The organism is Paraburkholderia sp. GAS38, from assembly GCF_050434965.1.
Taxonomy (GTDB): Bacteria; Pseudomonadota; Gammaproteobacteria; order Burkholderiales; family Burkholderiaceae; genus Paraburkholderia; species Paraburkholderia phenazinium_A.
Window position 1 is genome coordinate 1 of the sequence record NZ_JBNDJO010000025.1, and the last position, 25934, is coordinate 25934.

The following is a 25934-nucleotide window of genomic DNA, read 5'->3' on the forward strand; positions in this document are numbered from 1 at the left end:
GTCGGAGTCGGAGTCGGAGTCGGAGTCGGAGTCGGAGTCGGAGTCGGAGTCGGAGTCGGAGTCGGAGTCGGAGTCGGAGTCGGAGTCGGAGTCGGCGTGGGTGTCGGAGTCGGAGTCGGAGTCGGCGTGGGTGTCGGAGTCGGAGTCGGCGTGGGTGTCGGAGTCGGCGTCGGAGTCGGCGTCGGTGTTGGCGTCGGTGTTGGCGTCGGTGTTGGCGTCGGCGTCGGCGTCGGCGTCGGCGTCGGCGTCGGTGTCGGTGTCGGAGTCGGAGTCGGAGTCGGAGTCGGAGTCGGCGTATGCGTACCCCCGCCCGAACCCGAACCCGAACCCGACCCAGACCCCGAACCGGACCCAGCGCCCGAACCCCCGCCCGTGCCTAAGGTACCGCTTCCCGAACCGCTGCCGACTGTCGGTGGTTTATTCACCGTTGTCCCGCAGCCTTGGAGAATCATCACTGACGACACGCACATGGCGATGGCCGTCATCTGGAAATTGCGCTTCATGTTTTTGCTCCCCTGTCTTTAAACCGGTGGGGGAGCTAACTGCAAGCCCTATGCCATTTGTACGACGTGATCGGTCATGCAGAGCAAACCCAGAAGAATCAAGGGTGTGCCGGATGTGATGAAGAGCCCGATGCCCGCTGCACACAGTGATGTGTCACGGAACAAGACCTCGCGTCCCGTGGGTGTAACGTTACGTAAGGCCGCGCATTCCAGCCATTCCGACGCGCCGCCAACCAGCGTGCGGCCCCGGCCCAGATCAGATTTTCAGGCGCCGCAAAACCTTGGGCCCGGCGAACGCGATCAACGCGGAACACACCGCCACCACCGACAACCCAACCGGCAGACTGGTCACCTGCGCGACCCCGCCGATGATCACCGGCCCCAGCAGCAGTCCGAAGTACGCGAGCCCCGCCACATGCGCGAGTCCCTCGGCCGCATGAATGCCTTCGACCCGCGCGGCGGCCGCGAACAGCACCGGCATCATGTTCGCCAGCCCGAGACCCATCAGCGTGAAGCCGGTCAACGCAGCGAACGGATAGGGCAGCAGCAGTGCCCCGATCATCCCCGCGCAGGCGAGTGAGGCGCTCACCATCACGAGTTGCGGCGCACCGAACCGGGCGCGCACGGCGTCGCCGCCGAAGCGGGCCGCCGCCATGCCGCCGGAAAACGCCGCGTAGGCCGCGCTCGCAAGCGCCGGCGTGGCAAGGACGACATCGCGCATATACACGGTCGCCCAGTCGTACATCGCCCCTTCGGCGATCAGCGCGACCAGTGCGGTTGCCCCCAGCGCCCAAAGCGCAGGCGAGCGCCAGCGGTTGGGGCGCGGCGTCGCGGAATCCGGGTGGTCGGCGTGCGGCACGTGCGGCAAGACGGCCGGGCAGGCCACCAGCAGGACGAGTGCGCTTAGCGTCGCGGTCAACGCGAGGTGCATCTCGGGCGCCATCCCGCGCGACAGCAATGCTCCGCCCACAGCCGCGCCCACCATGCCGCCTACGCTGAACATGCCGTGCAGCGCAGACATGATCGGCCGCCCCAGCGTCTGCTCGACGGCGCTCGCTTCGGCGTTCATGGCGACGTCCAGCGTGGCCATGCCGGCGCCGAACACCGCCAGCACGATCAGCAGCATCCAGTAGGCGGGCACGACGAGAATCAGCGCTGCGCAGGCCGCCATCATCAGCCCGCCGGTGAGACACGCGCGGCGCGTGCCGACTCGCGCAATCCACGACGCATTGGTTGCCATTGCCGTAATCGACCCGCCCGCCACCGCCAGCAACGCGAAGGACAGCAGCGCCGGGTTCAGATGGAAGCGGTCGCGTACCGTCGGCACATGCACCCCCCACGACGCATACATCATCCCGGCAATAAAGAAGAGCGCCATGGTCGCGATGCGGGCGCGACGCAGCGACGCGGCCGGCAGATCGCGATGAGCAGCGGGAAGCGCAGAGAGATCGGGGGAGCGGTCGGACACAGAAGTCTTGTGGGCGGGCAACAGGAAGTGAGCGAGGATGCAGGCGGATTCAAGAAAGCCGCCTGAAAGCGAAGGTTCGATTCTAACGAAGCCGCCGGGGTCGTGCAGGCTTGCGCTGCACTAATATCTTCTCCTATTCATTCAGAATGATGGACGCATCGCTGCCTTGATTTGCGCAACGATTCGCCATCCATCGAGGACGCGCACTTGAATATTCCCGCTCACGCTCCGCTTCATCTGCTGCACCGGGCCGCTGCCGGCACGCTCGCGACGCATTCGCGTCAGCCCGAGGGTTTCCCGTACCCGTCGATTCTGCCGTTTGCGCCCGACGCGCGACATCGTCCGACGATCCTGGTGAGCCGCCTTGCCGAACACACGCGCAACCTGGAGGCGGATGCGCGGGCGGGCTTTCTCGTTTCGCACGCTCCGGATGGCGACGTGCTCAACGGTCAGCGCCTCACCCTGCTAGGCGCGTTCGAGAGGACGGAGCCGGCGCCCGCCGCAGTGCGGCGTTACCTGCGCTATCACCCGGACGCCGAGCGTTACCTCGCGCTCGGCGACTTCAGTTTCTGGGTGATGACGCTGGAACGAATGCGCTATATCGGCGGCTTTGGCGCGATGGGCTGGCTCGACGGCAATGAACTCGATCCCCTCGAACCCCTGGCGTTCGATGAAGAGGAGGCATTGCTGGCGTTTTTCGACACGCATCCACAGCGACCGGCTGATCTCGAACTATTGGGCGTGGACCGCTACGGCGCGGATCTGCAGAGCGGCAATATGCGGAATCGCTACATATTCGAGACAGTCGCCAAAGAGACCGGATTCTTGCATGCGGCACTAGAAGATTGCATGACGCGACAGATGAATGCTTCGTGACGCCTACTATTCCGGGAAAACACCGACGGTTTGATGCATCCGGGCTATTTATCTCATTTTTGAGCCGGTATCTCGTCAGAAGCTCTCATCCCATGAGATCTTTCCTCCCAATTCTCATATTAATTTTCATAATTTGGGAATTAAATTGGGATATTTACTCGGCGTGCGGTGGTCTTTTCCGTAGCCTGCGAAAAAGAGGTAAATGAAAGACTCCGTTGCATGAAGGTTAATGAAATTTTTTGAAACGAAACATAATTAATTTAAGAATTGGACTTTTCCCCGCTTTCCGTTTTGTGTTAATCTCGCCTGCAAATTCCGAGGCATGAACACCTTCAAAGGGCAAACCGGCTCAGACCGGTAGTCATTTATCCAAACCATAAGGGAACCTATGTCTTCCTACAAGGAACTACTCGCGCAGCGAGAGAAGCTGGAAAAGCAGATCGAAGAAGCAAAGTCGCGCGAATACGCGGAAGTGTTGAACGAGATCAAGCAGAAGATGGCCGACTACGGCATTACGCTCACCGAGTTGGGCGGTGGCCGTGGCAAGAATGCGAAAGTGGGCCGTCCGCGTGCTGGTGTCGCGCCGAAGTACCGCGACCCGGAAAGCGGCAGCACGTGGTCCGGTCGTGGCAAGCCGCCGCGTTGGATCGCCGGTCAGGATCGCGAGAAGTTTCTGATCGCGCGTTAATCGCAGCATCCCGGCGTGCGCTTAAGTGCGCCGTCGGCCAGAGAACCGCGCAACCACCAGGTGCGCGGTTTTTTTGTTCCGGATAGCCGATCGCGCTATCTGCAGGACTCCATTCCCAATGCCTTGCGCAAATCCACCCTCTTAGAGTCGAAACACGAATGCTTCGTGTTTAGATAAGCATCTGATTTAAAAGAGAATTTTAGGGGTATGGGTCGTTTTGTCATGAAGCGGCGGTTAGAATTCGGCCATTGAAAAATTCCGCGCGCTCGCATGCTTTCTACTCTCGCCGCCCAATCCGCCGAAAAACATCACGTCGCGCGTAAAAGCACTTTTGTCAGTATCGTGCTCAATACGGTGTTGATGATGCTGCAAATCGTCATCGGCGTGATTGCCCATTCGCAGGCGCTCGTCGCGGATGGCGTCCATTCGCTGGCCGATCTGGTCTCGGATATTGTCGTACTAATTGCCAATCGTCACAGCGGCGTCGAACCGGATGCCGATCACAATTATGGCCACAGCCGCTATGAGACGGTTGCCTCACTGTTTCTCGGTGCGCTGTTAATCGCGGTCGGCGTCGGCATGCTGTGGCGGGCCGGAACGCGTCTGGCCGATTTGCAGGATATTCCCGCAGTTCACCTCAGCGCACTCGTCGTGGCCCTGCTGGTACTCGTCTCAAAAGAAGGACTTTTCCGCTATATGCTGCGCGAAGCGCAACGCGTGCGCTCGGCCATGCTGATCGCCAACGCCTGGCATGCGCGGTCGGATGCCGCGTCGTCGCTGGTGGTGGCGCTTGGCATTCTCGGCAGTGTGGCCGGTGTCCGGCTGCTCGATCCGATTGCGGCGGCGATCGTGGGTTTCATGGTCGCGCGGATGGGCTGGACGTTCGGCTGGGATGCGCTACAGGATCTGTCCGACCGCGCGCTCGACGAAGTCGCGGCGGCCGACGTGCGCAAGCTGCTGATGTCGACGCCCGGCGTGCGCGACGTGCACGAACTGCGCACGCGCAAAATGGGCGACCTCGCACTCGTCGACGCACACATCCTGGTCGATCCGCTGATCTCGGTATCGGAAGGGCACTACATTGCCGAGTCGGCGCGTTCACGCGTCCTGACGGACAACCGTGTACTGGATGCGCTGATCCACGTCGATCCGGAAAACGATACGCTGGCCCGGCCACCCGTCGACCTGCCGCCACGCGAGCAGATCGTGGCGGAGATCGACACAGTGCTGGCCGAACAGGGCGAGCATGCTGCGGCGGTCAATCTGCACTACCTGAGCACGGGTCTCGACGTCGACGTGACGCTGCCCGCCAGCGCGCCCGGCGCCCGCGAAAGCGACGCACAGCGGCTGGCCCATCTGGATCTCGCGGGATTGAAGCGCCGGCTGGGTGCTCGGCATCTGAGCGTGCTGAGGGCAATGGAGCCGGACGCGCGCGTCGAAGAACAGGCCGTCGAGCCGGCAACGCCAGAGCGTCACGACCTCGTCTAGAAGCGGCGGCGCCCCGACGATGCATTTGGGCCGGCCGCCATCGTCACACGCTTAAAGCGGCAGTTGCGTGTCGAACTTGATTTCGCGCAGGACGACGCTCGTGCGAACTTGCGCGACCGCCGGAATCTTGAAGATGCGTTCGTGCAGAAACGCGTCGTACGCCTTGATGTCCGGCGCGACGATCTTGAGGATGTAATCCGATTCGCCGGTCGTGCTGTAGCACTCGGTCACTTCGGGACAGGTGGCGATCTCGCGCTCGAACTGTTCGACCCCGCCTTCCGTGTGCCGTGTCAGATGGATGTGGGCGAGCGCGCAGACATGCAGACCGAGCTTTTCGCGATCCAGCAGTGCCGTATAGCGCTGGATCACCCCCGATTGCTCCATGTCCTTGATCCGCCGCCAGCACGGTGTGCTGGAGAGACCGACCTGGTCGGAGATCTCCTGTACCGACCGGCGAGCGTCGAGCTGCAACAGGCGCAGGATCTTTTGCGAGAACGTATCGAGTGTCAACTGCGCCTCCGTTGGCGTGCCATGGTCCTAATGGTAGAGGCCGCGAAAACGAAACGCAATGTAAAACGGCTCTGACGAGGGAGATTCCCTAATTTGCAGGTTTGACAGCGGCTTTTTGCCCTGAGCCGTCCCCATCTTTTGCGGCTGCTGCCGTGGCCGCCTGGGTGGCGCGCAGTTCGGCGAGCATGTTGCAGAAGAGGGCGCCCTGTTCGATCGCGTCGTCGAGCGCGACGTGGGTATGCGGGTGATCGTCGAACCAGCGCTGCGGCAGGCGCGGCTTGATGCACTTGCGATAAGGCAGCCCGGTCATCGCGAACGCGAGCGTCTTGATGTCGAGCGCGGACCACGAGAACGGACAACGGCCGGTGAAGCGCATCATGTACCAGAACATGAAGGTGAAATCGAAGCCCGCCGGCATGGCCACAAAGACCGGTTTGCCCGGCAGCGCTTCGACCCAGGTCACGTAGTCCGTCAGCGCCTTGGCCGGCTGCTGCAGGTCGCGGCGGCAGGCTGCCCACGCTTCGGGCTGGGTCTTCCACCACGCCTCCTGGACCGGGTGAGCGCTCGCGCCTTCCAGCACTTCAAGGTTCGCGGAGAACGTGCCGATGAGTTGCTTGTCTTCGGTGTACGCGGCCGAAGCGAAACTGAGCATGGAGTGCGGACCCGGAATCGGGCCGTCCGCTTCGACGTCGGTACTCACATAGATTTCGGTGCTCATGCACTCACTCCATCTGCGACATACGGGTTCGTGCGGCGCTCGGCGCCGAACGTCGAGGTCGGACCGTGACCGGGGACGAAGGTGACATCGTCGCCGAGTGGCCACAGCTTGTCGCGGATCGAGTGGATCAGGTCGGCGTGGTTACCGCGCGGAAAATCCGTCCGGCCGATCGAGCCGGCGAACAGCACGTCGCCCACCAGCGCGAGCCGGTGGGCCCGGCTAAAGAAGATCACGTGGCCGGGCGTATGCCCTGGACAGTGATAGACCTCCAGCGTCTCATGGCCGAACTGGACCGTGTCGCCGTCCTGCAGCCAGCGGTCCGGCTCGAACGCTTGCGCCGCCGGAAAGCCGAAGCGCGTGCTCTGGTCAGGCAGCTTGTCGAGCCAGAAGCGTTCATCGGGATGCGGCCCGTCGATCGGCACGCCGTAGTGCGTGGCCAGGGTCTTCGCGCCGGCGCAGTGATCGATGTGGCCGTGCGTGAGGAAGATCTTTTCGACCGACACCTTCTGCCGCTCGACTTCACCCTGGATGATCTCGAGATCGCCGCCAGGATCGACGACGGCGGCGCGTCCCGTCGCCTCGCAAACGAGCAGCGAACAGTTCTGCTGGAACGGCGTGACAGGGATCAGAGTGACTTTCATGAGGACGGTAGGCCGCGGCAAAAACGTTGATTGTACCGGCGCGGCAGGGCCCTCGCCGACACGCCCAATGACGGCTTCGCCATGCCCATTTTTGCATCAATAGTGAAAATTCATCAAAGTTATCAGCCGCTTGCCATCCCAAAATTGTGTTTTGGGTATAATGCGCTCATGTGTACGGGAAACCGTGCTGCCACAGGACGATGCGTACCTATTAAAAATAGGGCGCCGATCGTCGTCAAGTAAGTGCCGTCGTTGTTGTAGTTGACGGCAAATCCAGCATCGGATGCGTCCGATGCGCACGTCTCGTCCAGCCAGGTGCCACGCGCCTGCAACGGCCTTCTGCCGTGACGCTGGGTGGGGCCTACGCCGCCGTTCCTGCGCGCTGTTGTCTAGGGCGCAAGAACGTGATTGCCACGTTCGATGGCGGCTTGTGGGGTCTGGTCAGGCTGCCGGGGACAGGTTGCGCCAGACGTGAAAATTAACCGTGCGGGAGCGGCAGAGTGTGCCGCGTGCGGGCTTCGGCGTACTGCGCTTTTCTGCGCGGCGCGTGGTCGTTCGCTTTCCGCCGGAGTCGCAGCAACACGCAGCTATCGCGTGATGCGGCTCGACATTGTGATTTTACGTCTTATGAAAACTCGGTCATCCCGAAGTATGGGGAGTCTTTTTGCCTTTTTTGTGCTCGCAGGGTGCGCCATGCCCCCGAACGCAGCCAACGAGGCAAGTAACCCGCCGCTCAGCACGAAGAGCGCGCAAGCAGGCGGCGCCGGTACGTTCGCGCCGCAGGCCTTCGGCACGCCGGCTGCATCGGCTTCCGCGGCAAGCGGTACGTCGCTTGCCGACGCCCAGCCACTCTCGGAAACAGGTCCTAATGTGGCCGGTTACCACGAAACCGGGCGCGCGTCCTGGTACGGCAGGTTCTTCCACGGCCGTCGCACGGCGAACGGCGAGCGCTACGACATGCACGCGCTCACCGCAGCGCACCGCACGCTGCCGCTCGGCTCTTACGTGAAGGTCACCAATCCGGCCAACGACAGTTCCGTGATCGTCCGGATCAACGACCGCGGCCCGTTCGCGCGCGGCCGGGTCATCGATCTCTCGCTGGCGGCCGCTACCGCGCTGCACATGCAGCGCGCCGGCACCGCGCGCGTGCAGATCGAAGGTTTGACACAGCAGCAGGCGAAGGCGGAACGCGCCGAGATGCTGGCGTCGAACAGCAACGACGTCAAATGATGTGCTGAAGGGCAGCAAGGTGCGCGTGATGCGTACCTTGTCGCTCACGCTGAGGCGAGTTCGGCTTGTTGCCGTCCGCGCGCCTCTCCGAAGGGCCGCTCGCGCGGCCCTTTATTCTTCCGCGTCTTTTTTCAGCGCCAGGGCGCGCGTGTACAGCGCGTTGCGCGACGCTCCCGTGATGGCCGCCGCGACTTTCGCCGCGCTACTCACCGTCAATTCTTCCAGCAGGATGCCTAGCAACGCGTCGTGATCGTGTTCGCCGGCCGCTTCCTGCTGCGCGCCTTGCACGACCAGCACAAATTCGCCGCGCTGCCGGTTCGGATCGGCTGCCAGCCACGTTGGCCCTTCGGCCAGGGTGCATTGATGCAGCGCCTCATGTAACTTTGTCAGCTCACGGGCGACGAGCAGTTTGCGTGCGCCGCCGAATGCTTCGGCCAGCGCCTCGACCGTTTCCACGATGCGATGCGGCGCTTCGTAGAAGACCATTGCATGTGGATGCGTCGCGAGCGCTTGCAGGGTTGCCGCGCGTTGCTTCGCTTTGGGCGGCAAAAACCCGAGGAACGAGAAGGTCGCGACCCAATCGCCGGCGGCGGAGAGCGCCGTGGCGAGCGCGCTCGCGCCGGGCAGCGGAATCACCGGCAGGCCGGCTTCGCGCACGGCGTCGACGAGCTTCGCGCCGGGGTCCGAAATGCCGGGTGTGCCGGCATCGGAAACGTACGCGACCCGCTCGCCCGCTTGCAGATGCTCGACGATGCGCAACGCCGCCGCGCGCTCGTTGTGCTGATGCACGGCGAGAAGCGGCTTCGAGATGCCGTAGCGGGCCAGCAGTTGACCGGTGTTGCGGGTGTCCTCGGCGGCGATGCGGTCCACCAGTCCGAGTACGTGCAGCGCGCGCAGCGTGATGTCCGCTACGTTGCCGATCGGCGTCGCCACCACATAGAGCGCGGCAGCAGGATATTGCTGCCCTTGCGCAAGTTCGGAGAGAGGGGTCATGAGGCAGAAGACGCAGACAGACAGAGCAAGGCCGACATTGTGCCACGCAGCGGCCGAGCGGCCGGGCCGTTCAACGCCACCTTCCGGTGCCCACAACTTTTCGGGACGGGGTGGGTCCAAAGACGTCGGAGCCGCTTTCGAAGCGCACGCGCTGGTGTTTCTGCAGCGCCAGCGCTTGCGCCTGGTGGCGCGCAATGTGGCGTGCCGTGGCGGAGAAATCGATCTGGTGATGCGCGAGCGCGATGGCGCGCTGGTGTTCGTCGAAGTGCGAGCGAGGGCGCAACGACACTTTGGCGGCGCGGCCGCGAGCATTGGCTGGCAGAAGCGACAACGGCTGGTGCGCGCCGCGCGGCACTATCTGGCCACGCGCGTGAGTGTCGTGCCGGCGTGCCGTTTCGATGTGGTCGCGTTCGAAGCCGGGCGGCTGGTCTGGCTGCGCGACGCATTTCGCGCCGACGAAGTCTGAGCCGCCTCGCGGATAACGGGCTTGAGTGCGATAAACTTGCGCTCGCGTGCGGGTGACGCGGCGTCGAGTCATTCGCGGGGCCGCAGACGCATGGGCGCCGCCCGCACTATCAGTCAGAACAACATGTCTTCACAACAGGGCCGCGTGCAGCGGTCCATACGCGGTAAAAGATAGAGACTCGATGTCAGTCGAACGCATTCAACAGCACTTCCGCGACAGCGCGGCGGTCAAACTCGAAGCCCTGGAAACCTTGTCGATGCCGATCGCCGCTGCGATCGACACGATGTTTATGGCGCTTGCCAACGGCAACCGCATTCTTGCGTGCGGCAACGGAGGATCCGCTGCCGACGCACAACATTTCGCAGCCGAACTGATCGGCCGCTTCGAACGCGAACGGCCCGGCTTGCCCGCTATTGCGTTGAGTACCGACAGCTCCGTGCTCACCGCCATAGCCAACGACTACACATTCGAGCAGATATTCTCGAAGCAGGTGTGGGCGCTCGGTCAGCCCGGCGACGTGTTGCTCGCCATCACGACCTCGGGCAACTCGGCGAACGTGCTGGCCGCCATCGAGGCCGCGCACGAGCGCGAAATGATCGTGGTGGCGTTGACGGGGAAAGGCGGCGGCAAGGCACACGAAGTATTGGCCGACACCGACATTTCGATCTGCGTACCATCGGACCGCACCGCGCGTGTTCAGGAAGTGCATTTGCTGACCATCCATTGTCTGTGCGACGGCATCGATGCCATGTTGCTGGGCGAAGACTGATTCCGAAGGAGAGCTAGTTGATGAGCGTATTTCGCGTCAAGACGACACTGGTGAGAACGACACTGGTGGTGGGGCTGGCGGCGGGTCTGTCCGCGACGCTGCAAGGGTGCTTTTTGCTGGTGGCCGGTGCGGCCGGTGGCGGCGCGTTGGTAGCGACCGACCGGCGCACGGTTGGCGCGCAGACCGAGGACCGTGAGATTCAGGTGAAGTCGCTCGCGCAGATCAGCCAGAATTTGCCGGATTCGGCGCACGTCAACGTGACGGTGTTCAACCGCCGCGTGTTGCTGACCGGCGAAGTGCCGGACGACGCGTCGAAGCAGAAGGCGGAGCAGATTGTGCGCAGCCTGAACAATGTCACTTCGATCGTCAACGAACTGGCCGTTCAGCCCGCAGCGGAGATTTCCTCGCGGGCTAACGACTCCTACCTTGAAACACGGGTGAAGACTGCGCTGATCGCTGAGAAGAATATTTCGGCGAACAACTTCAAGGTGGTGTGCGAGAACGGCTCGGTCTATCTGATGGGCCTCGTCACTCGCGATGAAGGCGCGCGCGGCGCCGACGTGGCGAGCCGCGTGCCAGGTGTCACGCAAGTGGTGAAGGTGTTCCAGTACATCCTGCCGGAAGACGCTGCTGCGGCGACTGCGGCAGCAGCAAGTGCACCGGCTGCGCCGCCGCCCCCGCCGACCACCGATGCGACGGTTGGCGCGGTGCCGGATGCATCGGTGAGCTCGCGTCCGCTCGATCAGCAGGCGCCGGCGCCGGTGACGAACTCGACCCAGGTGCATCCGGGCAACCCACAGGTCAGCCAATGAAGTGGGGTGCTCGTATTCAGCGTGGTTTTGGGCGGGGCTTGCTTGGCGTGAGTGCAGTTCTCGCACTGAGCGGTCTGGCCGCAACGGCGCACGCCGACGGCACGCCGCGCGGTCAGACGATCGCCAGCGCCAATGCGTGCATGGGTTGCCATGCGGTGGATCGCAAGCTCGTTGGGCCGTCGTTTCAGCAGATCGCGGCGAAGTACAAGGGCGACGCCCAGGCGCCGGCGAAGCTGGCGCTCAAGGTGAAGAACGGCGGCTCGGGTGTGTGGGGGGCGATTCCGATGCCCGCCCACCCGGCGATGAGCGATGCGGATATCCGCACGGTGGTGGATTGGGTGCTCGCGGGAGCGCCGTCGAAGTGATGTTTTGCAGCACTCGGGGGCTTGGCAAAAGCGAAAAACCTTGTGCTAGAATCATTTGTCGTTGGGGGGGTAGCTCAGCTGGGAGAGCGTCGCGTTCGCAATGCGAAGGTCGGGAGTTCGATCCTCCTCTCCTCCACCAGCAAAATCAAAGGGTTACGGCTGATTTGCCTGTAACCCTTTTGTGTTTCTGCAGGGCGTGTAACCGCTGTGTAACCGGATTTGATCAACTTCGATCCATGTCGTTCCACGTGGCGAGTCGGGCGCATTGTTGCCCACCCCCGCCATTTAAGAGACCTGCACAGTACCGGACCGGCGCACGCGTCGCGCTTTCATGCTAGGGCTAAGTACGCGATAGAATTCGTGGCTTGAGGCGACAGACCTCTCGAATTGGAGTGCTGCGACGGGGCTATGACGGACGACCAATCACCACAAGAACGCATTGCTGCCGCGAGGCAGCTTTATGCCGTATTGAAACAGTATCTCGACAAGCCGAACTGGACGCCCATAGAGGGCACGCTGATTGTGTCGGGCATCCATCCGCCGGTTGGTTGCGCTGACATTCCTGCCGGCGGGGTGGGTCTCGACGGAAAGCTGTTCTCAGATGTCGGAAACGAACGTTTTTCCGACGCTCGTCGAATCTGGAAGAAGTGGCTTTGGACCTGCGAAGACTATCAGGACAACGGTAAGCCCGCGCCAACTGAACTCCCGCCAGCCGAGTTTTTGATTTGGTGCGAAGACATGGAGATCGAAACCGACTGGCTGCGCCTTTTCCGCGCGTATATCGGCTACGGCTCCAGTATAGGAATCGATGCGATCCCTCCGGCCATCCTGGACTATGCGACGCACGCGACGATCGCCGTCAACTCGATGTTGGCAAGGCACGCCGCCGCTGAGCCGACCGAACCCGAAAGTACGAGGGATGAAAGATCGTCGTCTCGGTCGCCCATGCCCATTCCCGAGAACCGGGAGCATCTGTCGACAGAAGAATTCGCCGCCGCCTTGGCGGTGGACCCGCAATCGGTCCGGAAGCGTTACTCGCAATCTGGAAGCTATCACGGCGTTCGGCCAACAAAGCTTCCGAGTCGTCGCTTACTCTGGCCGGCCGAGGCGGTAAAGCGGCTACTGAATGGCGATACGATCGGCGACCAATCGGATCCGCCGGGCTAACGTCACAGCTTGCTCCAGGCCGCGCAACGTGGGCAATCCGGGCCACCACCAGACTTGTCAACGCTGCGCGTCGAAGTACTTATTTACCTTTTGATTTTTGCGAATACGTATCGGCAGATGCCCCTTTTCCGCAACGCCTAGCGTGGCGCGGTTTTTCGGTTTGTTCCTGATACCGGGGCATCGCTGAATTGAGCGCGATCTCTGCGAACTGGTCACCAAACTTCCGACGCGGTTTCCTCGGCCCACGAATGGTGGATTTCTTTTCTTCCGTCGCTGTCCTGTTTCCACCGAAGAACGTTTTCATTCCTTTCTCTGGACGCAGCTTGATGTAATAGTCCAGTTGCGTCATGTACTGGATCGCCTTGATGATGCCGCTACCTGGGCCCAGCTGTCTATGCGTGACGGTGCCCGTGCCTAGCCGCCGCACGGCGAAAGACGGAGACGCGCGGCGATTGATGGTATTGCAATTGAGAAAGGCGCCATCACTGCGCCCAGTTTGAGCATTCAGAGTCGTAGAAAGCCAATGCTCTCCCAACCGATTGCCGATCTGCTCAGCGGTTGTAGTCGGCACCGGTTCGAAAAAGAGTAAAAAATGAAGGTGCCACGAACCCCTATGACTAAACTCAAGTTTCCATGAAAAGCCAAACGGTGGCCCGACAGATGTGTTCTTTCGAAGGTAGCGGAGAAAGCTTTCCCGATGCTTTTTGACCGTCCCGTCATCCTGAGAGGTTGTGTAGCCAAGATCGAGACGAATTACCCAAAGGGTCGCGCGCTTGCTGAACAGCGTGGTGACATAAGCGTGCAAGGTCCGGAAATTCTCGTTGGTTGCCCGGATGAACTCGCTGGACACTTTCCGGAAGCCGGCATAAAGCAGATCGGCCCGGATGGCCTCGACTGCCTGATTGACTTCGTTCGCGTAAGTATAAAGTTGACCTTGAGTCTGATCGGCAAATATATCTTCGCGATAGCGCAGCAAGGGCCGAAAGCGGCGCTCGATGATTCCCAGAGCCGGATGGAATGCATGATGGGGGAGGTACTTCATGGCGGCCTCCAGCTTTGTCTGAAGACAGCGCCTCAATAGTATCCCGTAGCGGAATTCTCCTGTGCAGTCGTACAGACCGATTTCCTCGCCGGACTCAGTACGCACAGTTTTAATCAGGGAGCCTGGCGTTCCTGAAAGCCCCATTTTGCCGGCAAACTTCGTAGGGACGACGGCGAAAAGAGGCCCACGGGTTTTTGCGAGTCCTCGCGCGAGCTCAACTATCTCCGGAAGTTGCGACAGCACAAGGGACGTCTCACCCGGAGCAAATGCCTGCGCATCCCGGCTGTGGGCAAAAAAAAGCGACGCGCGGCTTACCAGACCCGAGCGATCGAGCCTGATTTCGTCGCGACTCCGGCGCCAATGCTCAGCGATGAGCCGTGACAGGTGGGACTTGTTTGCCATTGAATCGCCTGGTCGAGAAGCATAAGAGGCCGGGATCAGGACGTATGTCCATTGTCACCAGAAGTGCTTTCCTCCTGGCGAGGAATGTCGCCTGACTCAGCTTTCGGCTGAGTGACATCTCGTTGAATGTATCGTCTCCTGCTACGAACTTCTGTCTGAATGCCTCTCTTTTGAGGCGGTGTAGGCTTTTCATTCTCATCGCTCAAAGCCTCCCTGCTGATGATGGTCGACCCATCATCCTGAAATGGCGCATCCGTGCTTTCGGAGGTATCGGGCTTAGTCCTTTTCTTCTCGGCAAGTGCTTCGTGCGCTTCCTTCATTAGCGCGGCACTGTCTGGCCGGATCCGGCTTGTGTCTTTCTCCGTTGGCCGCCAATGCTCAAGATTGACATTGACTTCGTGAATGCCAAGTTTGAACAGCAGCGTCAAGGCCGCAAGCGGGCTATTGAAGCGGCGGGGAATTGAGGCGCCGTCTGCTTTGCGCATCGTCACGAGTGTCAGTTCGTCTTCGCCCGCCGTGTTCACGCGCAACTCGAAAGCGCCGCCATCGGCGTGCAATGTGAGTCGGCGCAGGCTGCGGGCGCGGTGGGCAAACTTCAGATCACGTTCTGTTATTGAATTCACGATTATCCGTTTTATGCGTCATCGGTATCTGATTTTCATGATGCTGCCTTATAGAAATTGTACCGTCAAGTATCTGTTACTGAGATGTCGTAATGATTCTTCCAGATGTGGTCGGGATGGTTCTTCAGATCTCCAGATTGCCCGTATAACAAGCTTTAATCCGATAAATAGGACCAACCACATCGTTCTAAGGATGTAGCCGGGATTCAACGTTTTATAAGCACCTGGCTGAGGCACAGCGCGCCCCGCCGGGCAGCGGTGTAGCCGGTCGGTGGGTGCCGCCGCGCAAGTTGCAGGCTCTTTCCATGTCGCCGGTAGGGCCGTTATCAATCCCGTCGAAAGCCTCTGCCGGCACGGCTCGATCAGGTTTTCGTCTCAGGTGGAGGTATGGGAAAAGGGGGCTACGGCTGGCAACAGGTACTGGCAGGAACGGCCGGATTCAGGCATCCGCGTATGGATAGAATTGCGGGCAATCCGGCCATGGAACGTTGTCGCCATGAGGGACGAATAAGGTGCGTGCCTGTACGGCAGAGCGACTCACGTAAGAAGGGGAGCCACGGAACGTCGCCCCTTGTGGGTCGCTCAAGCTTCGGGGATCCGGAGTTTATCCCACTCGGCTTTATCTTTGGGCATCCACTTTGGGGGCGTACCACGGCCGGACCATGTCTCACTCGTGTTCGGATTCTTAAACTTCGCCGGTGCCTGCTGCTTCTTTGGTGGAGTTTTAGACTGCTTTGGCGTCCCGTGCCCTTCTGGTTCGAATTTGAGGTCCTGAGCCTTGATCTTGTAGCGTGCGATGTCGGCGTTTATCCGGGCGATGGTTGCAGGCCTTTCTTCTTCCAGGATTACCGCTTCCCGCTTTTCCAGTTCGGCTAGTTGCTCATTGAGCTTTGCCCTTTCTTCGTCGATTGCGTTCAGTTTGGACATTAACGTTTTCCCCTTTGAGATTTAGATCGAATCACTGCGAGTGGTAGACGTTATCAGAAGATACGTTGCCTCAGCAAGCACGCTCATATCACACAGTTCGCGACGCTAACTTGGCGAGAATTGGTTGGAGGAAGATGTCCTTGGGAAAGCCATTTCTGATCCTGGCTTATCGAGGAATGGCCTCTTTTCATGACGATGAATTCCGGATCTAACGTTGTTGTCTTTTTTCAATATTCCAATAACACACGGTCAACTTAGCGTAACTGTGTTCCCTGACCTCTCTGCATACCTGTTCGGGTCATCATCCCTTTCGATCCCGCAGCGTCCTCTTCGACAGTCTCCAGCAGACGCCCTTCAATAGATAGGTCAGTCAAGTACAAATAACCTTTTCGTTCAAGTTACCGTACTTTCTTACATCTCATCGGAATGATTCGAGGAGTAGCGCTCACGTTCTCATCGTGCCTGCTCTGCATTGTGCTCCAGTCGATCTCCGGGATTGACGAGGGCCACGACTAATCACCAATCGAGATGGATATGAAGACCGCAAACCTATTGAACAGTAACGGACACACTGGCGAAGAGTCATTCGAGACTAGACCCTTCGAGACGCTTCTCTTTGACCTGATCAACGACAGCGTTGTGTCTTCCTATGGTTCGTGTGAAGGCACGATCGCCAGTGACGTGCACCACATCACAGAATGCGTGAAGGCGGTCATCCGCTCAAAGTACCGTCTCTTTCATCTGGAAGACGTGAGCGTTGATCGCCGGTTAAAGCCACGGACCTCCAGACTTGAGATGGGTAAGCTCGGCGAGTACTTCCTGCGGTGTCTGAAGATGGATCTGGACCGCATCCTGGATAGATATCCGAGTATCGGGCAGTTCAATCGTTACTTCGGACTCTTCCACGAGGCTGTCATGCGTGAGGTGGAGTTCACAAATGGCCGTGGGTCATTTGCAACGACAGCTAAGGATGAATGGCTGGAAGCACCGGACTGGCGACAAAGTAGCACGACCTGGCTCACCGAGTGTGTGCAGCATTTGAATGAAGTCGTCGAGGAGATTCGTAGAAAGGGCAATAGTCAGGTTTTTCGAGACTGGATAGACCACCTTGAGAGGCAGCCTGCTGAGAATAAGGATACTTTGTGGTCTTTGATTCTCGCCTGCCTGAACGTGAATCATCACCTCTCCGTGTTGCGCTTCGATCTCGGCTACGCGAAGCACTATTGCGATCCGGATCTATCTGGCGAGCAGGCGATCACTTATGAGGATGTGAGAAACCATAGAAAGGCCCTGAGGCGCTTTCTCAAGCGTGACTTGAGCAAGGTGCTGCCTGCGGGTGCCTGCAAGGGTATGGGCTTTGGAATCAAGCTCGAGTATGGACTAGATAAAGGCTTTCACTTTCATGTCCTCGTCGTCCTCAATGGCGATGTCGTATGTCAGCACGCCGTCATTACCGAGATGATCTGTAGTCACTGGAATAGCCGGATCACACATTGCAAAGGCGGCAGCTACAACTGCTTTCGCTCGGAGTATGTGAAGCCCGGTATCGGGTCCGTGAGATACGACAATGAGGAAAAGGGCAATGAGGAAAAGTTCCGCAACCTCGAAAGTCAGGTCGTCCCCTACGTTGCGAAAGCTGATTTCTACATGAAGATGGTCAAGCCCGATGGTCACCGTTCATTCTGGCCAAGTCAGCCGCCGAAGATCGAAGCGAAAAGGAAAGGCAGGAAGCGTTGCAAGACCGGAGTACCAATCTCCCTTTTGAAGGCGACGCCAGTAGCAGACTTTGATGAGTGTCTCGCGTGTTTCTCGAAGGGTGTGGGTGCCGTGCGGAATGAAATCGGCGTGGTTGCGAAGCCGATTGGCAAAGGCGACTCCGGCGACATCCCGCGGGAGTATGCAGTCGTCTAGCGATGCATGGCGCATTAGGTGGGGCGATCCATTGCAGAGCGCAGAGTAGCCTCTGTAAGGTTTTCGCATAGGTTCGCCGTGCATGGCCCCCAAGGACGTCGCCCTGAAAGCCCACCACCCGATATGAGGTTCTGTTGGGGAGCGATGTTCAACACGTCATCCACGCTTCGAATAGGGTGCTGATTTACTCAGGATTAGTGCGTGCGGGCCTGATACCGATTGCCTCGATCACCTTAGTCGAGTTGTCGAGTACCTGATTCGGATACCGAGATTCAATTCCGTTCAGGGAAATTCTTATCGAGTGCCGCCATGTCATGACCCGTGCCCACCACGGCGCATCGTTGTCTCTTCCCATATCCCAATTCGAGCCTCACGCTGATCGTCCGGTCACGGGCTCTGTTCAATCACAAGGCAACTTCAGGAATTAATGATGCAATATGACTCAATACTGGACATCGACCAGGTGGTCTCGCGCTCACGCCGGTGACGCGGACGCCCAGTACCACTTAGGCTTGTGCTATCAGCATGGCGGCAAATTCGCCCAATCTTCGATTGAAGCCGCATATTGGTAAAGCAAGGCAGCCAGTCAGGGGAACGGGTTGGCGTTGCATAACCTCGGCATGTGTTATGCGACCGGCGCGGGTGTCGCTCCGTCAATGACCGAGGCGGCAAAGCTATTTCGTCGGGCCGCCGAACGGGGGCTGGCGACCGCGCAGTTTAATCTTGGCGTCTGCTACGCACGTGGGAAAGGTGTCTCGCAATCGATGACCGAGGCGGTGATCTGCTATCGCCGGGTGGCCGAAGGTGGACATGTCGGGGCGCAGTTCAATCTGGGAATGTGCTACGAGAGTGGGGAAGGTGTCCCGCAGTCGTGTAGCGACGCGATCTATTGGTATCGCATAGCCGCCGAACAGGGAAGCGCTTTGGCGATGAATAGCCTTGGCCGATGCTATGAGCTCGCCGAGGGCGTCCCTCAGTCGCATGTGGAGGCGGTGAAGTGGTACCGGGAAGCCGCCGTGCAAGGCAACGCCACGGCCCAGTTCAATCTTGGCGTGTGCTATGCGTATGGTAGGGGTGTCTCGCAGTCGTGGGCCGAAGCGGCGAAGTGATATCACATTGCAGCTGAATCGGGTGATGTCGATGCGCAGTTTAATCTCGGCTGGTGCTATGGAAGTGGCAACGGGGTGAGGCGATCGGGCGTTGACGCTGCAAGGTGGCTCCAAAGGGCGGCGAGGCAGGGGCATGCTGAGGCGCATTTGATTCTCGAGCGGCATTATTGGAGCGGCGGTGGTCCTACAGGGTCATGGGTGGATGGGATAAGCTGGAATGCGCCTGGCACCGAGTAAGATGAACGCTCCGCTCTGGCGCGTGTTGATGCGCATGGGCGATTGCCCGGACCTGGATGCCCCGAAGGTTGCGCTTTCAGCCCTGCATTTAGCACTGACGCCTGAGCCGAATGAGGTGAAGCGGGGTGAGAGCGGGGACGACTGCCTCGCTTGCCGCTGTGTCCTTGAGGTGCCATGATTGGAGCAGCGAGTGCCATCGAATAATCACCAATCCGAACACGAAGCGATAAGCATGGCAAACGACGAGGAAGGCCCGACCTCACCGAGAGAAGTCATAGAGCACATCAGGCGATATGAGTTCGGCATCGGCGCTGAACTCATAGGCGATGGCCGGAAAGTTGTGGATAGGCTGGTTCGAAAGTACCGTAGCCTCTTAGAGACGGTCGCGAAGGACCTGAACTCGAAGGAGTCGCACTTCATCCTCGAGCTAGTTCAGAACGCCGACGACAACCACTATGGTCACGGCGTCGCGCCGGCACTTTCCTTCCGTCTGGCCCCGCGAGAGCTCATTGTCTCCAACAATGAAATTGGGTTCACACCCACCAACGTTCGAGCGCTATGCAGTGCCGGTGAGAGTTCCAAGAAGAACAAGGCAGGCTACATCGGCGAGAAGGGGATTGGCTTCAAGTCGGTGTTCAAAGTCACCGACACCCCGGAGATTCACTCCAATGGATATCACTTCCGATTCGACCTCACGGACCCAGAGGACCCGTTGGGTTACGTCGTTCCTCATTGGATTCAAGCCCGTTCGGATGACGCCGATGGACTGACGACGGTCGTTTTGCCTGCGAAGCCAGGCAACGACTTCCGCCCAGAGATACTGAAGGATATCGACGCGACCCTGCTGCTGTTTCTGGAGAAGCTTCGCCTGCTAGAGGTACACACTAAGCACACTAGCGTCCGGTACGAGCGGGCAGATGAGGCATCCGTTAGCACACTGATCGTTGTCAGCGAGCGTCTTGGCGAGGGCGAGTCTCGCGAGAGCACAAGGTACCTACGGTCGAAGTTCTCGTTGAAAATGTCGGACATCGTCGAGTCAAAGCGAGAAAAGATTGAAACGTCGGACGTAGTCCTTGCTTTCCCACTGTCCATCGAGAACGCGGCGGCTCCCGTCGAAGGATGCCCGACCTGCGCCTTCCTTCCCATTCGCGAGTTCGGCTTCTGCTTTTACATTCAAGCGGACTTCGTGCTTATCTCCAGCCGCGAGGGCATACACGAGGAGCTTCCGTGGAACCGGCGTCTTCGGGACGCAATCGCTTCCGCGTTCGTAGCCGCCGTCGAGGAGTTCAAGGCGCATCCCGCGCTAGCGATGAGCTACTTGCGGTTTCTCCCAGGCAAGGGGGACGTTGTTGACCCATTCTTCGCACCTGTGGCCGGCCAGACCATCGAGGCGCTCAAGGAGGTTGCCTGCATCCCAGTGGAAGGCGGCAGTTGGCGAAAACCTGCGGAAGTCCTGTTGGCATCCGCCGCAATCCGGCAGCTCTTCCCGTCGGCAGACGCAGTGGCGCTCTTTGGCTCTGACTACCCGGCGCCTGGCTTTGTGCCGCCAGAAGACGGACTTGAGCGCCTTTCCTGTCACAACCTCCTGATCGCCGAAGTGCTCGACGTCTTCGGGAAGCACGGTGAGTGGCTGAAGGGCAAGGACCTCGAGTGGAAGGTTCGGTTCTACGATTACATCGCGAAGTCACCGAAGCGGGCCGACTATGTAGCGGCGATGTTGGAGATTCCTTGCATTCCCACGGCCGACGGCAACATGGCGGTACCCGGCGGCAAGGCGGTGTTCTATCCCTTAAGTTCCACCGAGACATATGGCTTTGAGCACATGCTCACCGTCCTCGATGGAAAGTTCTATGAGCGTGCCGTAGAGGCCGCTCCGGACGTGGTGGGTCTGCTGGACAGCTTAGGCGTTCAGCGCGACAAGCCGTACGAACTCATCCAACGCCATGTCCTCCCACATCACACACCAGACGGGTTCAAAGAAGCGGACCGAGCCGCGCTCCTTGGGCATGTGCGATACCTTCGAGACAAGCTCGATGCCTACTTGGCAAAGGCCCGCGAAACGCAGTCGGAAGAGTCAGCGCTTGAGGCGCTTCGGACCGGCCTGTACCTCGGTAGCAAGCGCGAAGACGACGGCACTTGGTACTTCGAGCGGCCGAGCTCGCTCTATCTGAGCAAAGACTATCGCCCGGACTTCAACATCGAAGCCTTGCTCGGAGACAAGCTGGCGCCGGGCAAACTGCTGTCCGAGAAGTACATCGTTAGGCCGCGTGGCAAGATCGACAAGGACGAGGCAATGACCGACCTCCAGCGCTGGCGCGAGTTCTTTGTCCGAATCGGGGTACAGGAAACTCCCAAGGTCGTTCGTCAATCATCTGGTGACGCGACGTGCAGTGAAGAGCTGACTGCCCTGCTCCAAGCCGAGGATCAAGCCGTGCGTCGGACGACGCTCGAATGCTTCAATAAGCACTGGTCTGACTTCGATGGGCTTACCACGTACCAGGCTCGGACCAGCCGGTCGAACATCCAAATGCAGAGGACGCAGTTCGCGACGAGGCTTCGGGCCACTATCGCCCCGACGAAGCGTCGCGTGACTGTGCCGCTCGAGCAGACGTACCACGACCGACCCGAGGTGCGCGACCTCTTGGGTGGGAATCTCACCTATATAGACGCAGACATCTGGGATGAGCGCCTCCTCGCGACCTGCGGTATCACATACAAGGTCGACGTGAAGGCTTGCTTGAAGCGGCTCCGTCAGATTCGCGCCGAGGGTGGGAGCACCAAAGAGCAGATCCGCCGCGTCTACCGCCAACTTGAGAGCCTGTGGGGTACTGACCGACAGACTGTTGAAGCCGCGTTCACGAGCGAACCGCTCATCGCCGTCGGGCAAGGCGAAGGGATGTCGTGGGTTCTTCCAAGCGATGCCTGCTGGCGTTCCACGGGCGTGCGGTTCCTGGACACTAGGCATCCCTCTCTCAATGCCCAATACGTCGACTACACGAACTTCTTCACTCGGCTGTTGCACGTCCCGTTCGAGCTGAAACTGGATAAGTGGGTGGACGCACTGTCCGAGCTCGAATCGGTCGAGACGGAAAGTGAACGCGAGGACATCGCTCTTGTCATCTACCGGCGACTGAGTCGCGAACTCAGCACGCTCGCGGCGACTAACCCTTCGAGCCCGTTGCCTTCGTGGGTAGCCCGCTTCAAGACGCAGGCTCTATTCCTCAACCACCGTGGCAAGCTGGTGGCGAACTCGGCGTCGCTGATGTTCAACGATGCATCAGATTATGGGGCACTCTTCAAAGACGTGCCGGAAGTCTCTCTTCTGGCCGTCACTCCAGAACAGTTGCCCGCAGTGGCGCAGCTGCTCACCAAGTCTGGTGTAAGGCCCATTTCGTCATCATTGAAGGTGGCGGTCGCGGCCGGCGTCGTGGGGACGCGAGACGAGCAGATCACTCAAAGGCTGCGGGACATGTTCATGTGCATTGGCCGGGTCGTCTATGGGCAGAGCCACGAGCGCTTCGAGACAGCCATCAAGGACAAGCTCTTCGAGACGCTTCAGAATCTAGAAGTTTTCATCGTCCGCGACCTAGTCTTGGATGTGACGCTCGGCGCATCGGTGCGCAGGACGACGGGCGCGGTCGCGAGGAGAGACACGCAGCTTCTATTACATCGCGACGCTCCTTCCCACTTGGACCAGGTGGCGCTGGAAGTGCGCAAGCTCCTTCGCCTACCGGTAATGCTTTCCGACATCATCAGTCGTGTCTTAATTTCACCTACAGTGCAGGACGCAGAGGCGTACCTACGACTGCGCAACTTCAGCGCACTTCCGCCAGAGGAGGCGCTCGCGCTATCACGTGCTCTTGGCCTTGAACCGCCGGCGCCGGCTCCCGCGCTAGTGACGGACGCTTCTGGCGGTGAGCCCAAGACAGGGGCACCACCAGCGGCCGTTGCAGCCGCCTCTCCGATTCAGGCGACGCCAACGGATAGGCCAGATGCGCTGCCACCGCCGCTGAGTAGCAGCGAGCCAGTCACTGCCACCGCTCCTCCAACCTCGTCCTCGACGGGCGGAGTGACTGCGCCCGCCGGTTCCGCGAGCGGGGGGCGCGAGCCGCCAAGGCCCTCTGGGGCAACAGGCGGTTTAAGCCGCGCCCGGGGCGGTCCGAGTACGTCGGGAACTACCTCGCCTTGGAACACGCCACCCTCCGGCCCCGCGGCCCGTCATGATGCCGATGGAGAGGGAGACACTAGCGCACCTAGGGGCGATGACGCTTTAGGACTCACCCCAAACGGTAGCAGTGGAGCGAGTGAGACTTCGACAGGCGAACTCGCACCGGCGCGCGTCGGCGCGGGTACGCCTGGCATAGGCGCGCGCGCGGCGCGCCGCACGCGCAAGCCGAGACCGGCGAAGACTAAGAAGGGGCGGCTTCTTAGCTATGCGGACGCGTCTGACCCGATGATGCGGGCGACTCAGCCGACGCTGGACTCCAACCCCGAGATCGCGAGAAGAAACAGCGCGGTTGAGCAGGCTGCGGTGAATTACTTCCTCGAGAAGGCCGCTTCGCGGTGGAAGTCAGTCGAGGTGATGCCGCCCGGAAATCCTGGCTATGACATCAAGGCTGCGGCCATGGACGGCTACGAAGAATTCATCGAGGTCAAAGGCCAAGGAGGCGCGTGGACCGAAGAAGGCGTGGCCCTGACCCCCACGGAACTGGCGAAGGCACACTCAGCAGGAGACCGATACTGGCTTTGTGTCGTCGAGTACTCTACCGACGAGAACAGTCGCCAGCTCTTCCTGGTGCAAAACCCCTTTGGCCTGACGACGCAGTTTCGCTTTGACAAAGGTTGGAAGGCGATGGCAAAGACAATCGTCGCGCGGCCCCAGCGACCTGAGTCCGGCATGTTCGTCGTTCTCCCGAAAGAGGGAAAGGGGCGCATCACCAAGGTCAAGGGCACCGGCCAGTTCGCCAAACTGCATATCGAGTTTGAGGATGGCAGGCAGTCCTTCAGCAAGGTCTTCAACCCGGCAACGATGACGTTGAGCTACGACTGACCATGGCACGCATGCTCCCAGCGCTTACAGAAGACCAGCTACGAGGCCTGAGATCGCCAGCCGAAGCCCGCTTCTATGAGGAGTGTCGTCGGCAGTTACCGAACGACATTCTTGTCATCTACTCGGTCAACTGGATATATCGCAATGGCCGCGGGTGGCTACTCGAGGGCGAGGCGGACTTCACTATCGTCGTCCCGCAGAGTGGCGTCTTCGCCGTGGAGGTCAAAGGCGGGGGCGTTTCCTTTGACGCTGCCACAGGACAGTGGCAGTCTATTGACCGCGCTGGCAACGTGCATGACATCAAGGACCCCTTCCGTCAGGCGAACAACGAGCGCCACGCACTCAAGGACCAACTGCTTGGGCATCCGCGCTGGCGCCAGTGGAGAGGGGCGCGGCTGACTCTTGGGCACGCTGTGATGCTCCCAGACGTTCACAACGAACAGCCGCTGCTGTCTCCAGACCGCCAGCGGGCCTTCATCGGCGTCGACATCGACATCACAGCGCTTGTGCCTTGGCTTGCGCGACTTCAAGCCTTCTGGACCCAGGCGAACGAAGACCCACTCGGTGTTCAAGGCGTTCAGTTGGTGGAAGACATCCTATGTCGCTCGGCGGAGGTTCGGCCGGCCCTGCCAGCAGTTCTAGACGCTGCCGAGCAAGCCCGAATTAGGTTGACCACGAACCAGGCGAAAGTCCTCCGAATTCTTGGGAACCGCAAGCGTGCGGTTATCGCCGGAGGCGCTGGCACGGGCAAGACGTTGATCGCAGTCGAGAAAGCAAGGCAACTGGCCGAGACCATGCCGTCGGTTCTGCTGCTCTGCTACAACCGACCACTGGCTGATACGCTCGCGGCAGGCGTTGTGGACCAACCTCGCATCACCGTCCTGAGCTTCCATCAGTTATGCGACAGGCGCATCGCCGAGGCTCGCCAAGTGGCTGGCATAGATCTGCTCGCCGAAGCTCGGGCCGCATTCCCTGGGAACGATGAGAAGCACGTCTTCGAAGTACAAATGCCTTTCGCGCTCGCTCGTTCGAATGAAGTGCTCGACACGAAGTACGACGCGCTGATTGTTGATGAGGCGCAGGACTTCAGCGATGACTATTGGTTCTCGGTTGAGGAGTTGCTCAGCGACCCTGAGCAGGGCGTACTCTACATCTTCATCGACGAGAACCAGGCGCTCTACCGTAGGCATGCCAACCTCCCGGTAGAGGGAGAGCCGTACCGCCTCCTCGCGAACTGTCGGAACACAATTCCTATTCATCGGGCCGGCTACGCCTTCTACAAAGGCGAAGCTATTGACGACCCGGACCTGCCCGGCGACGCTATCCGTCGAACCATCTTCGAGGATGAAAGACAGCAAGCGGCGGCCATCGGTAACATCGTGAGGGGTCTGCTCACGGATGGTGTGGCACCCGAGGACATTGCCGTCCTGCTGGCAAAGCGCCCCAAGGGCCGCTTGTTTGCGTTGCTTCAGGCGCAGCGACTTTCCGGCGGGAACACATGGGCGATCGAAGCGCCTAATCAACGCCGCGCTGTCTTGGTGGACACAGTGGGTCGCTTCAAAGGCTTGGAGGCACCAGTCGTCATCCTTTGGGTCGGCGATGAGGTCCTCGTGGAGGAGCAATGGGAGTACCTCTACGTGGGGGCCACAAGAGCGAAGTCGCTTCTCCACTTGGTTGGCTCCGCGCGAGTCATAGCCGCGTTTGGTTAGGTACAAAACTTTCGGGGCGGTTCTCTTTCTCTGGGCGCGCATTCTGCTGAGTGAGCGTCGGCTCTCAGACTCAACTGCGGACGTCCGGAAGTGAACGGGGCCATCGAGGTATGGATTTTGTCCGCTAAAATCGGCCCGCCTGCGTTGAGTCGGGGAATGGCTAGCGCAGCGTCGCCAGTTGGGCGTCACTCAAGAAATTGGGGTGCCGGCGCGGCCACGAAGACTGTGGT

General features: G+C 60.1%; 22 protein-coding genes and 1 tRNA gene. 15 read left to right on the forward strand and 8 right to left on the reverse strand.

Annotated elements, in window-relative coordinates:
• Positions 1 to 759 precede the first annotated feature (759 nt).
• The gene (locus P3T42_RS36035) at positions 760 to 1992 is read right to left on the reverse strand and encodes an MFS transporter (RefSeq protein WP_429308707.1); all 1233 of its coding nucleotides are present in this window, start codon (positions 1990 to 1992) and stop codon (positions 760 to 762) included.
• A 186-nt stretch (positions 1993 to 2178) separates the two neighbouring features.
• Here P3T42_RS36035 and P3T42_RS36040 point away from each other — a divergent pair, with 186 nt between their 5' ends.
• The 3 genes from P3T42_RS36040 to P3T42_RS36050 all read left to right on the forward strand — a co-directional run bounded on the left by P3T42_RS36040 (position 2179) and on the right by P3T42_RS36050 (position 5023).
• Entirely contained in the window at positions 2179 to 2847 is a 669-nt protein-coding gene (locus P3T42_RS36040) for a HugZ family protein (protein WP_429308708.1), read from the forward strand.
• 388 nt (positions 2848 to 3235) lie between these two features.
• Positions 3236 to 3535: an H-NS family nucleoid-associated regulatory protein gene (locus P3T42_RS36045; RefSeq protein WP_074301034.1), complete on the forward strand. Its 300-nt coding sequence runs from the start codon at positions 3236 to 3238 to the stop codon at positions 3533 to 3535.
• A 270-nt stretch (positions 3536 to 3805) separates the two neighbouring features.
• On the forward strand, positions 3806 to 5023 hold the full coding sequence (locus tag P3T42_RS36050; protein WP_429308709.1) for a cation diffusion facilitator family transporter: 1218 nt from the start codon (positions 3806 to 3808) through the stop codon (positions 5021 to 5023).
• 51 nt (positions 5024 to 5074) lie between these two features.
• Here the strand turns inward: P3T42_RS36050 and P3T42_RS36055 are convergent, their stop codons facing one another.
• The 3 genes from P3T42_RS36055 to P3T42_RS36065 all read right to left on the reverse strand — a co-directional run bounded on the left by P3T42_RS36055 (position 5075) and on the right by P3T42_RS36065 (position 6892).
• Positions 5075 to 5533: an Lrp/AsnC family transcriptional regulator gene (locus P3T42_RS36055; protein ID WP_074263115.1), complete on the reverse strand. Its 459-nt coding sequence runs from the start codon at positions 5531 to 5533 to the stop codon at positions 5075 to 5077.
• A gap of 88 nt (positions 5534 to 5621) precedes the next feature.
• Entirely contained in the window at positions 5622 to 6251 is a 630-nt protein-coding gene (locus tag P3T42_RS36060; RefSeq protein WP_074301032.1) for an exonuclease, read from the reverse strand.
• Complete coding sequence (locus P3T42_RS36065; RefSeq protein ID WP_429308710.1) at positions 6248 to 6892, reverse strand: MBL fold metallo-hydrolase; 645 nt, start codon at positions 6890 to 6892, stop codon at positions 6248 to 6250. Before P3T42_RS36065 ends, P3T42_RS36060 begins: the two co-directional genes overlap by 4 nt.
• A 627-nt stretch (positions 6893 to 7519) precedes the next feature.
• Here P3T42_RS36065 and P3T42_RS36070 point away from each other — a divergent pair.
• Positions 7520 to 8122, forward strand: a complete 603-nt coding sequence (locus P3T42_RS36070) for a septal ring lytic transglycosylase RlpA family protein (protein ID WP_429308711.1) — start codon at positions 7520 to 7522, stop codon at positions 8120 to 8122.
• A 111-nt stretch (positions 8123 to 8233) separates the two neighbouring features.
• Here the strand turns inward: P3T42_RS36070 and rsmI are convergent, their stop codons facing one another.
• The gene (gene rsmI, locus P3T42_RS36075) at positions 8234 to 9115 is read right to left on the reverse strand and encodes a 16S rRNA (cytidine(1402)-2'-O)-methyltransferase (RefSeq protein ID WP_429308712.1); all 882 of its coding nucleotides are present in this window, start codon (positions 9113 to 9115) and stop codon (positions 8234 to 8236) included.
• Between rsmI and P3T42_RS36080 the strand changes: the two genes are divergently transcribed.
• The 6 genes from P3T42_RS36080 to P3T42_RS36105 all read left to right on the forward strand — a co-directional run bounded on the left by P3T42_RS36080 (position 9114) and on the right by P3T42_RS36105 (position 12694).
• The gene (locus P3T42_RS36080) at positions 9114 to 9581 is read left to right on the forward strand and encodes a YraN family protein (protein ID WP_083640673.1); all 468 of its coding nucleotides are present in this window, start codon (positions 9114 to 9116) and stop codon (positions 9579 to 9581) included. The genes rsmI and P3T42_RS36080 overlap by 2 nt on opposite strands.
• Before the next feature lie 181 nt (positions 9582 to 9762).
• Entirely contained in the window at positions 9763 to 10350 is a 588-nt protein-coding gene (locus P3T42_RS36085) for a phosphoheptose isomerase (RefSeq protein ID WP_074301027.1), read from the forward strand.
• 20 nt (positions 10351 to 10370) lie between these two features.
• A complete protein-coding gene (locus tag P3T42_RS36090) occupies positions 10371 to 11162 on the forward strand; it encodes a BON domain-containing protein (protein ID WP_074301026.1) in 792 nt (263 codons plus the stop codon).
• The gene (locus tag P3T42_RS36095; RefSeq protein WP_429308713.1) at positions 11159 to 11527 is read left to right on the forward strand and encodes a c-type cytochrome; all 369 of its coding nucleotides are present in this window, start codon (positions 11159 to 11161) and stop codon (positions 11525 to 11527) included. Before P3T42_RS36090 ends, P3T42_RS36095 begins: the two co-directional genes overlap by 4 nt.
• A 63-nt stretch (positions 11528 to 11590) precedes the next feature.
• Positions 11591 to 11666 (forward strand) — tRNA-Ala (locus P3T42_RS36100).
• Between the two features lie 269 nt (positions 11667 to 11935).
• Positions 11936 to 12694, forward strand: coding sequence for a hypothetical protein (locus tag P3T42_RS36105; protein ID WP_429308714.1), 759 nt, complete (start codon positions 11936 to 11938; stop codon positions 12692 to 12694).
• Between the two features lie 79 nt (positions 12695 to 12773).
• Here the strand turns inward: P3T42_RS36105 and P3T42_RS36110 are convergent, their stop codons facing one another.
• From P3T42_RS36110 to P3T42_RS36120, 3 genes are all read right to left on the reverse strand, one after another.
• The gene (locus P3T42_RS36110; protein ID WP_429308715.1) at positions 12774 to 14138 is read right to left on the reverse strand and encodes a rolling circle replication-associated protein; all 1365 of its coding nucleotides are present in this window, start codon (positions 14136 to 14138) and stop codon (positions 12774 to 12776) included.
• A 35-nt stretch (positions 14139 to 14173) separates the two neighbouring features.
• Positions 14174 to 14761 carry a hypothetical protein gene (locus tag P3T42_RS36115; RefSeq protein WP_429308716.1) on the reverse strand — a complete coding sequence of 196 codons (588 nt, stop codon included), beginning with the start codon at positions 14759 to 14761 and terminating at the stop codon, positions 14174 to 14176.
• A gap of 582 nt (positions 14762 to 15343) precedes the next feature.
• The gene (locus P3T42_RS36120; protein WP_429308717.1) at positions 15344 to 15688 is read right to left on the reverse strand and encodes an H-NS histone family protein; all 345 of its coding nucleotides are present in this window, start codon (positions 15686 to 15688) and stop codon (positions 15344 to 15346) included.
• A gap of 534 nt (positions 15689 to 16222) precedes the next feature.
• On the opposite strand from P3T42_RS36120, the gene P3T42_RS36125 reads away from it, so the two are divergent.
• From P3T42_RS36125 to P3T42_RS36145, 5 genes are all read left to right on the forward strand, one after another.
• Entirely contained in the window at positions 16223 to 17599 is a 1377-nt protein-coding gene (locus P3T42_RS36125) for a hypothetical protein (RefSeq protein ID WP_429308718.1), read from the forward strand.
• A 605-nt stretch (positions 17600 to 18204) separates the two neighbouring features.
• Positions 18205 to 18708: a tetratricopeptide repeat protein gene (locus tag P3T42_RS36130; RefSeq protein ID WP_429308768.1), complete on the forward strand. Its 504-nt coding sequence runs from the start codon at positions 18205 to 18207 to the stop codon at positions 18706 to 18708.
• 6 nt (positions 18709 to 18714) lie between these two features.
• Entirely contained in the window at positions 18715 to 18945 is a 231-nt protein-coding gene (locus tag P3T42_RS36135; RefSeq protein WP_429308769.1) for a tetratricopeptide repeat protein, read from the forward strand.
• Between the two features lie 232 nt (positions 18946 to 19177).
• Positions 19178 to 23995 carry a sacsin N-terminal ATP-binding-like domain-containing protein gene (locus P3T42_RS36140; RefSeq protein ID WP_429308719.1) on the forward strand — a complete coding sequence of 1606 codons (4818 nt, stop codon included), beginning with the start codon at positions 19178 to 19180 and terminating at the stop codon, positions 23993 to 23995.
• Positions 23996 to 23997: 2 nt separating this feature from the next.
• On the forward strand, positions 23998 to 25704 hold the full coding sequence (locus P3T42_RS36145; RefSeq protein WP_429308720.1) for an ATP-binding domain-containing protein: 1707 nt from the start codon (positions 23998 to 24000) through the stop codon (positions 25702 to 25704).
• Positions 25705 to 25934 lie beyond the last annotated feature (230 nt).

What these genes read in the sequence shown, in the direction of transcription:
- P3T42_RS36045 (WP_074301034.1), top strand. Translation starts at nt 3,236, where the DNA reads ATGTCTTCCTACAAGGAACTACTCGCGCAGCGAGAGAAGCTGGAAAAG.
- P3T42_RS36050 (WP_429308709.1), top strand. Translation starts at nt 3,806, where the DNA reads ATGCTTTCTACTCTCGCCGCCCAATCCGCCGAAAAACATCACGTCGCG.
- P3T42_RS36060 (WP_074301032.1), bottom strand. Translation starts at nt 6,251, where the DNA reads ATGAGCACCGAAATCTATGTGAGTACCGACGTCGAAGCGGACGGCCCG.
- P3T42_RS36065 (WP_429308710.1), bottom strand. Translation starts at nt 6,892, where the DNA reads ATGAAAGTCACTCTGATCCCTGTCACGCCGTTCCAGCAGAACTGTTCG.
- P3T42_RS36070 (WP_429308711.1), top strand. Translation starts at nt 7,520, where the DNA reads ATGAAAACTCGGTCATCCCGAAGTATGGGGAGTCTTTTTGCCTTTTTT.
- P3T42_RS36080 (WP_083640673.1), top strand. Translation starts at nt 9,114, where the DNA reads ATGAGGCAGAAGACGCAGACAGACAGAGCAAGGCCGACATTGTGCCAC.
- rsmI (WP_429308712.1), bottom strand. Translation starts at nt 9,115, where the DNA reads ATGACCCCTCTCTCCGAACTTGCGCAAGGGCAGCAATATCCTGCTGCC.
- P3T42_RS36085 (WP_074301027.1), top strand. Translation starts at nt 9,763, where the DNA reads ATGTCAGTCGAACGCATTCAACAGCACTTCCGCGACAGCGCGGCGGTC.
- P3T42_RS36090 (WP_074301026.1), top strand. Translation starts at nt 10,371, where the DNA reads ATGAGCGTATTTCGCGTCAAGACGACACTGGTGAGAACGACACTGGTG.
- P3T42_RS36095 (WP_429308713.1), top strand. Translation starts at nt 11,159, where the DNA reads ATGAAGTGGGGTGCTCGTATTCAGCGTGGTTTTGGGCGGGGCTTGCTT.
- P3T42_RS36105 (WP_429308714.1), top strand. Translation starts at nt 11,936, where the DNA reads ATGACGGACGACCAATCACCACAAGAACGCATTGCTGCCGCGAGGCAG.
- P3T42_RS36110 (WP_429308715.1), bottom strand. Translation starts at nt 14,138, where the DNA reads ATGGCAAACAAGTCCCACCTGTCACGGCTCATCGCTGAGCATTGGCGC.
- P3T42_RS36120 (WP_429308717.1), bottom strand. Translation starts at nt 15,688, where the DNA reads ATGTCCAAACTGAACGCAATCGACGAAGAAAGGGCAAAGCTCAATGAG.
- P3T42_RS36125 (WP_429308718.1), top strand. Translation starts at nt 16,223, where the DNA reads ATGAAGACCGCAAACCTATTGAACAGTAACGGACACACTGGCGAAGAG.
- P3T42_RS36140 (WP_429308719.1), top strand. Translation starts at nt 19,178, where the DNA reads ATGGCAAACGACGAGGAAGGCCCGACCTCACCGAGAGAAGTCATAGAG.
- P3T42_RS36145 (WP_429308720.1), top strand. Translation starts at nt 23,998, where the DNA reads ATGGCACGCATGCTCCCAGCGCTTACAGAAGACCAGCTACGAGGCCTG.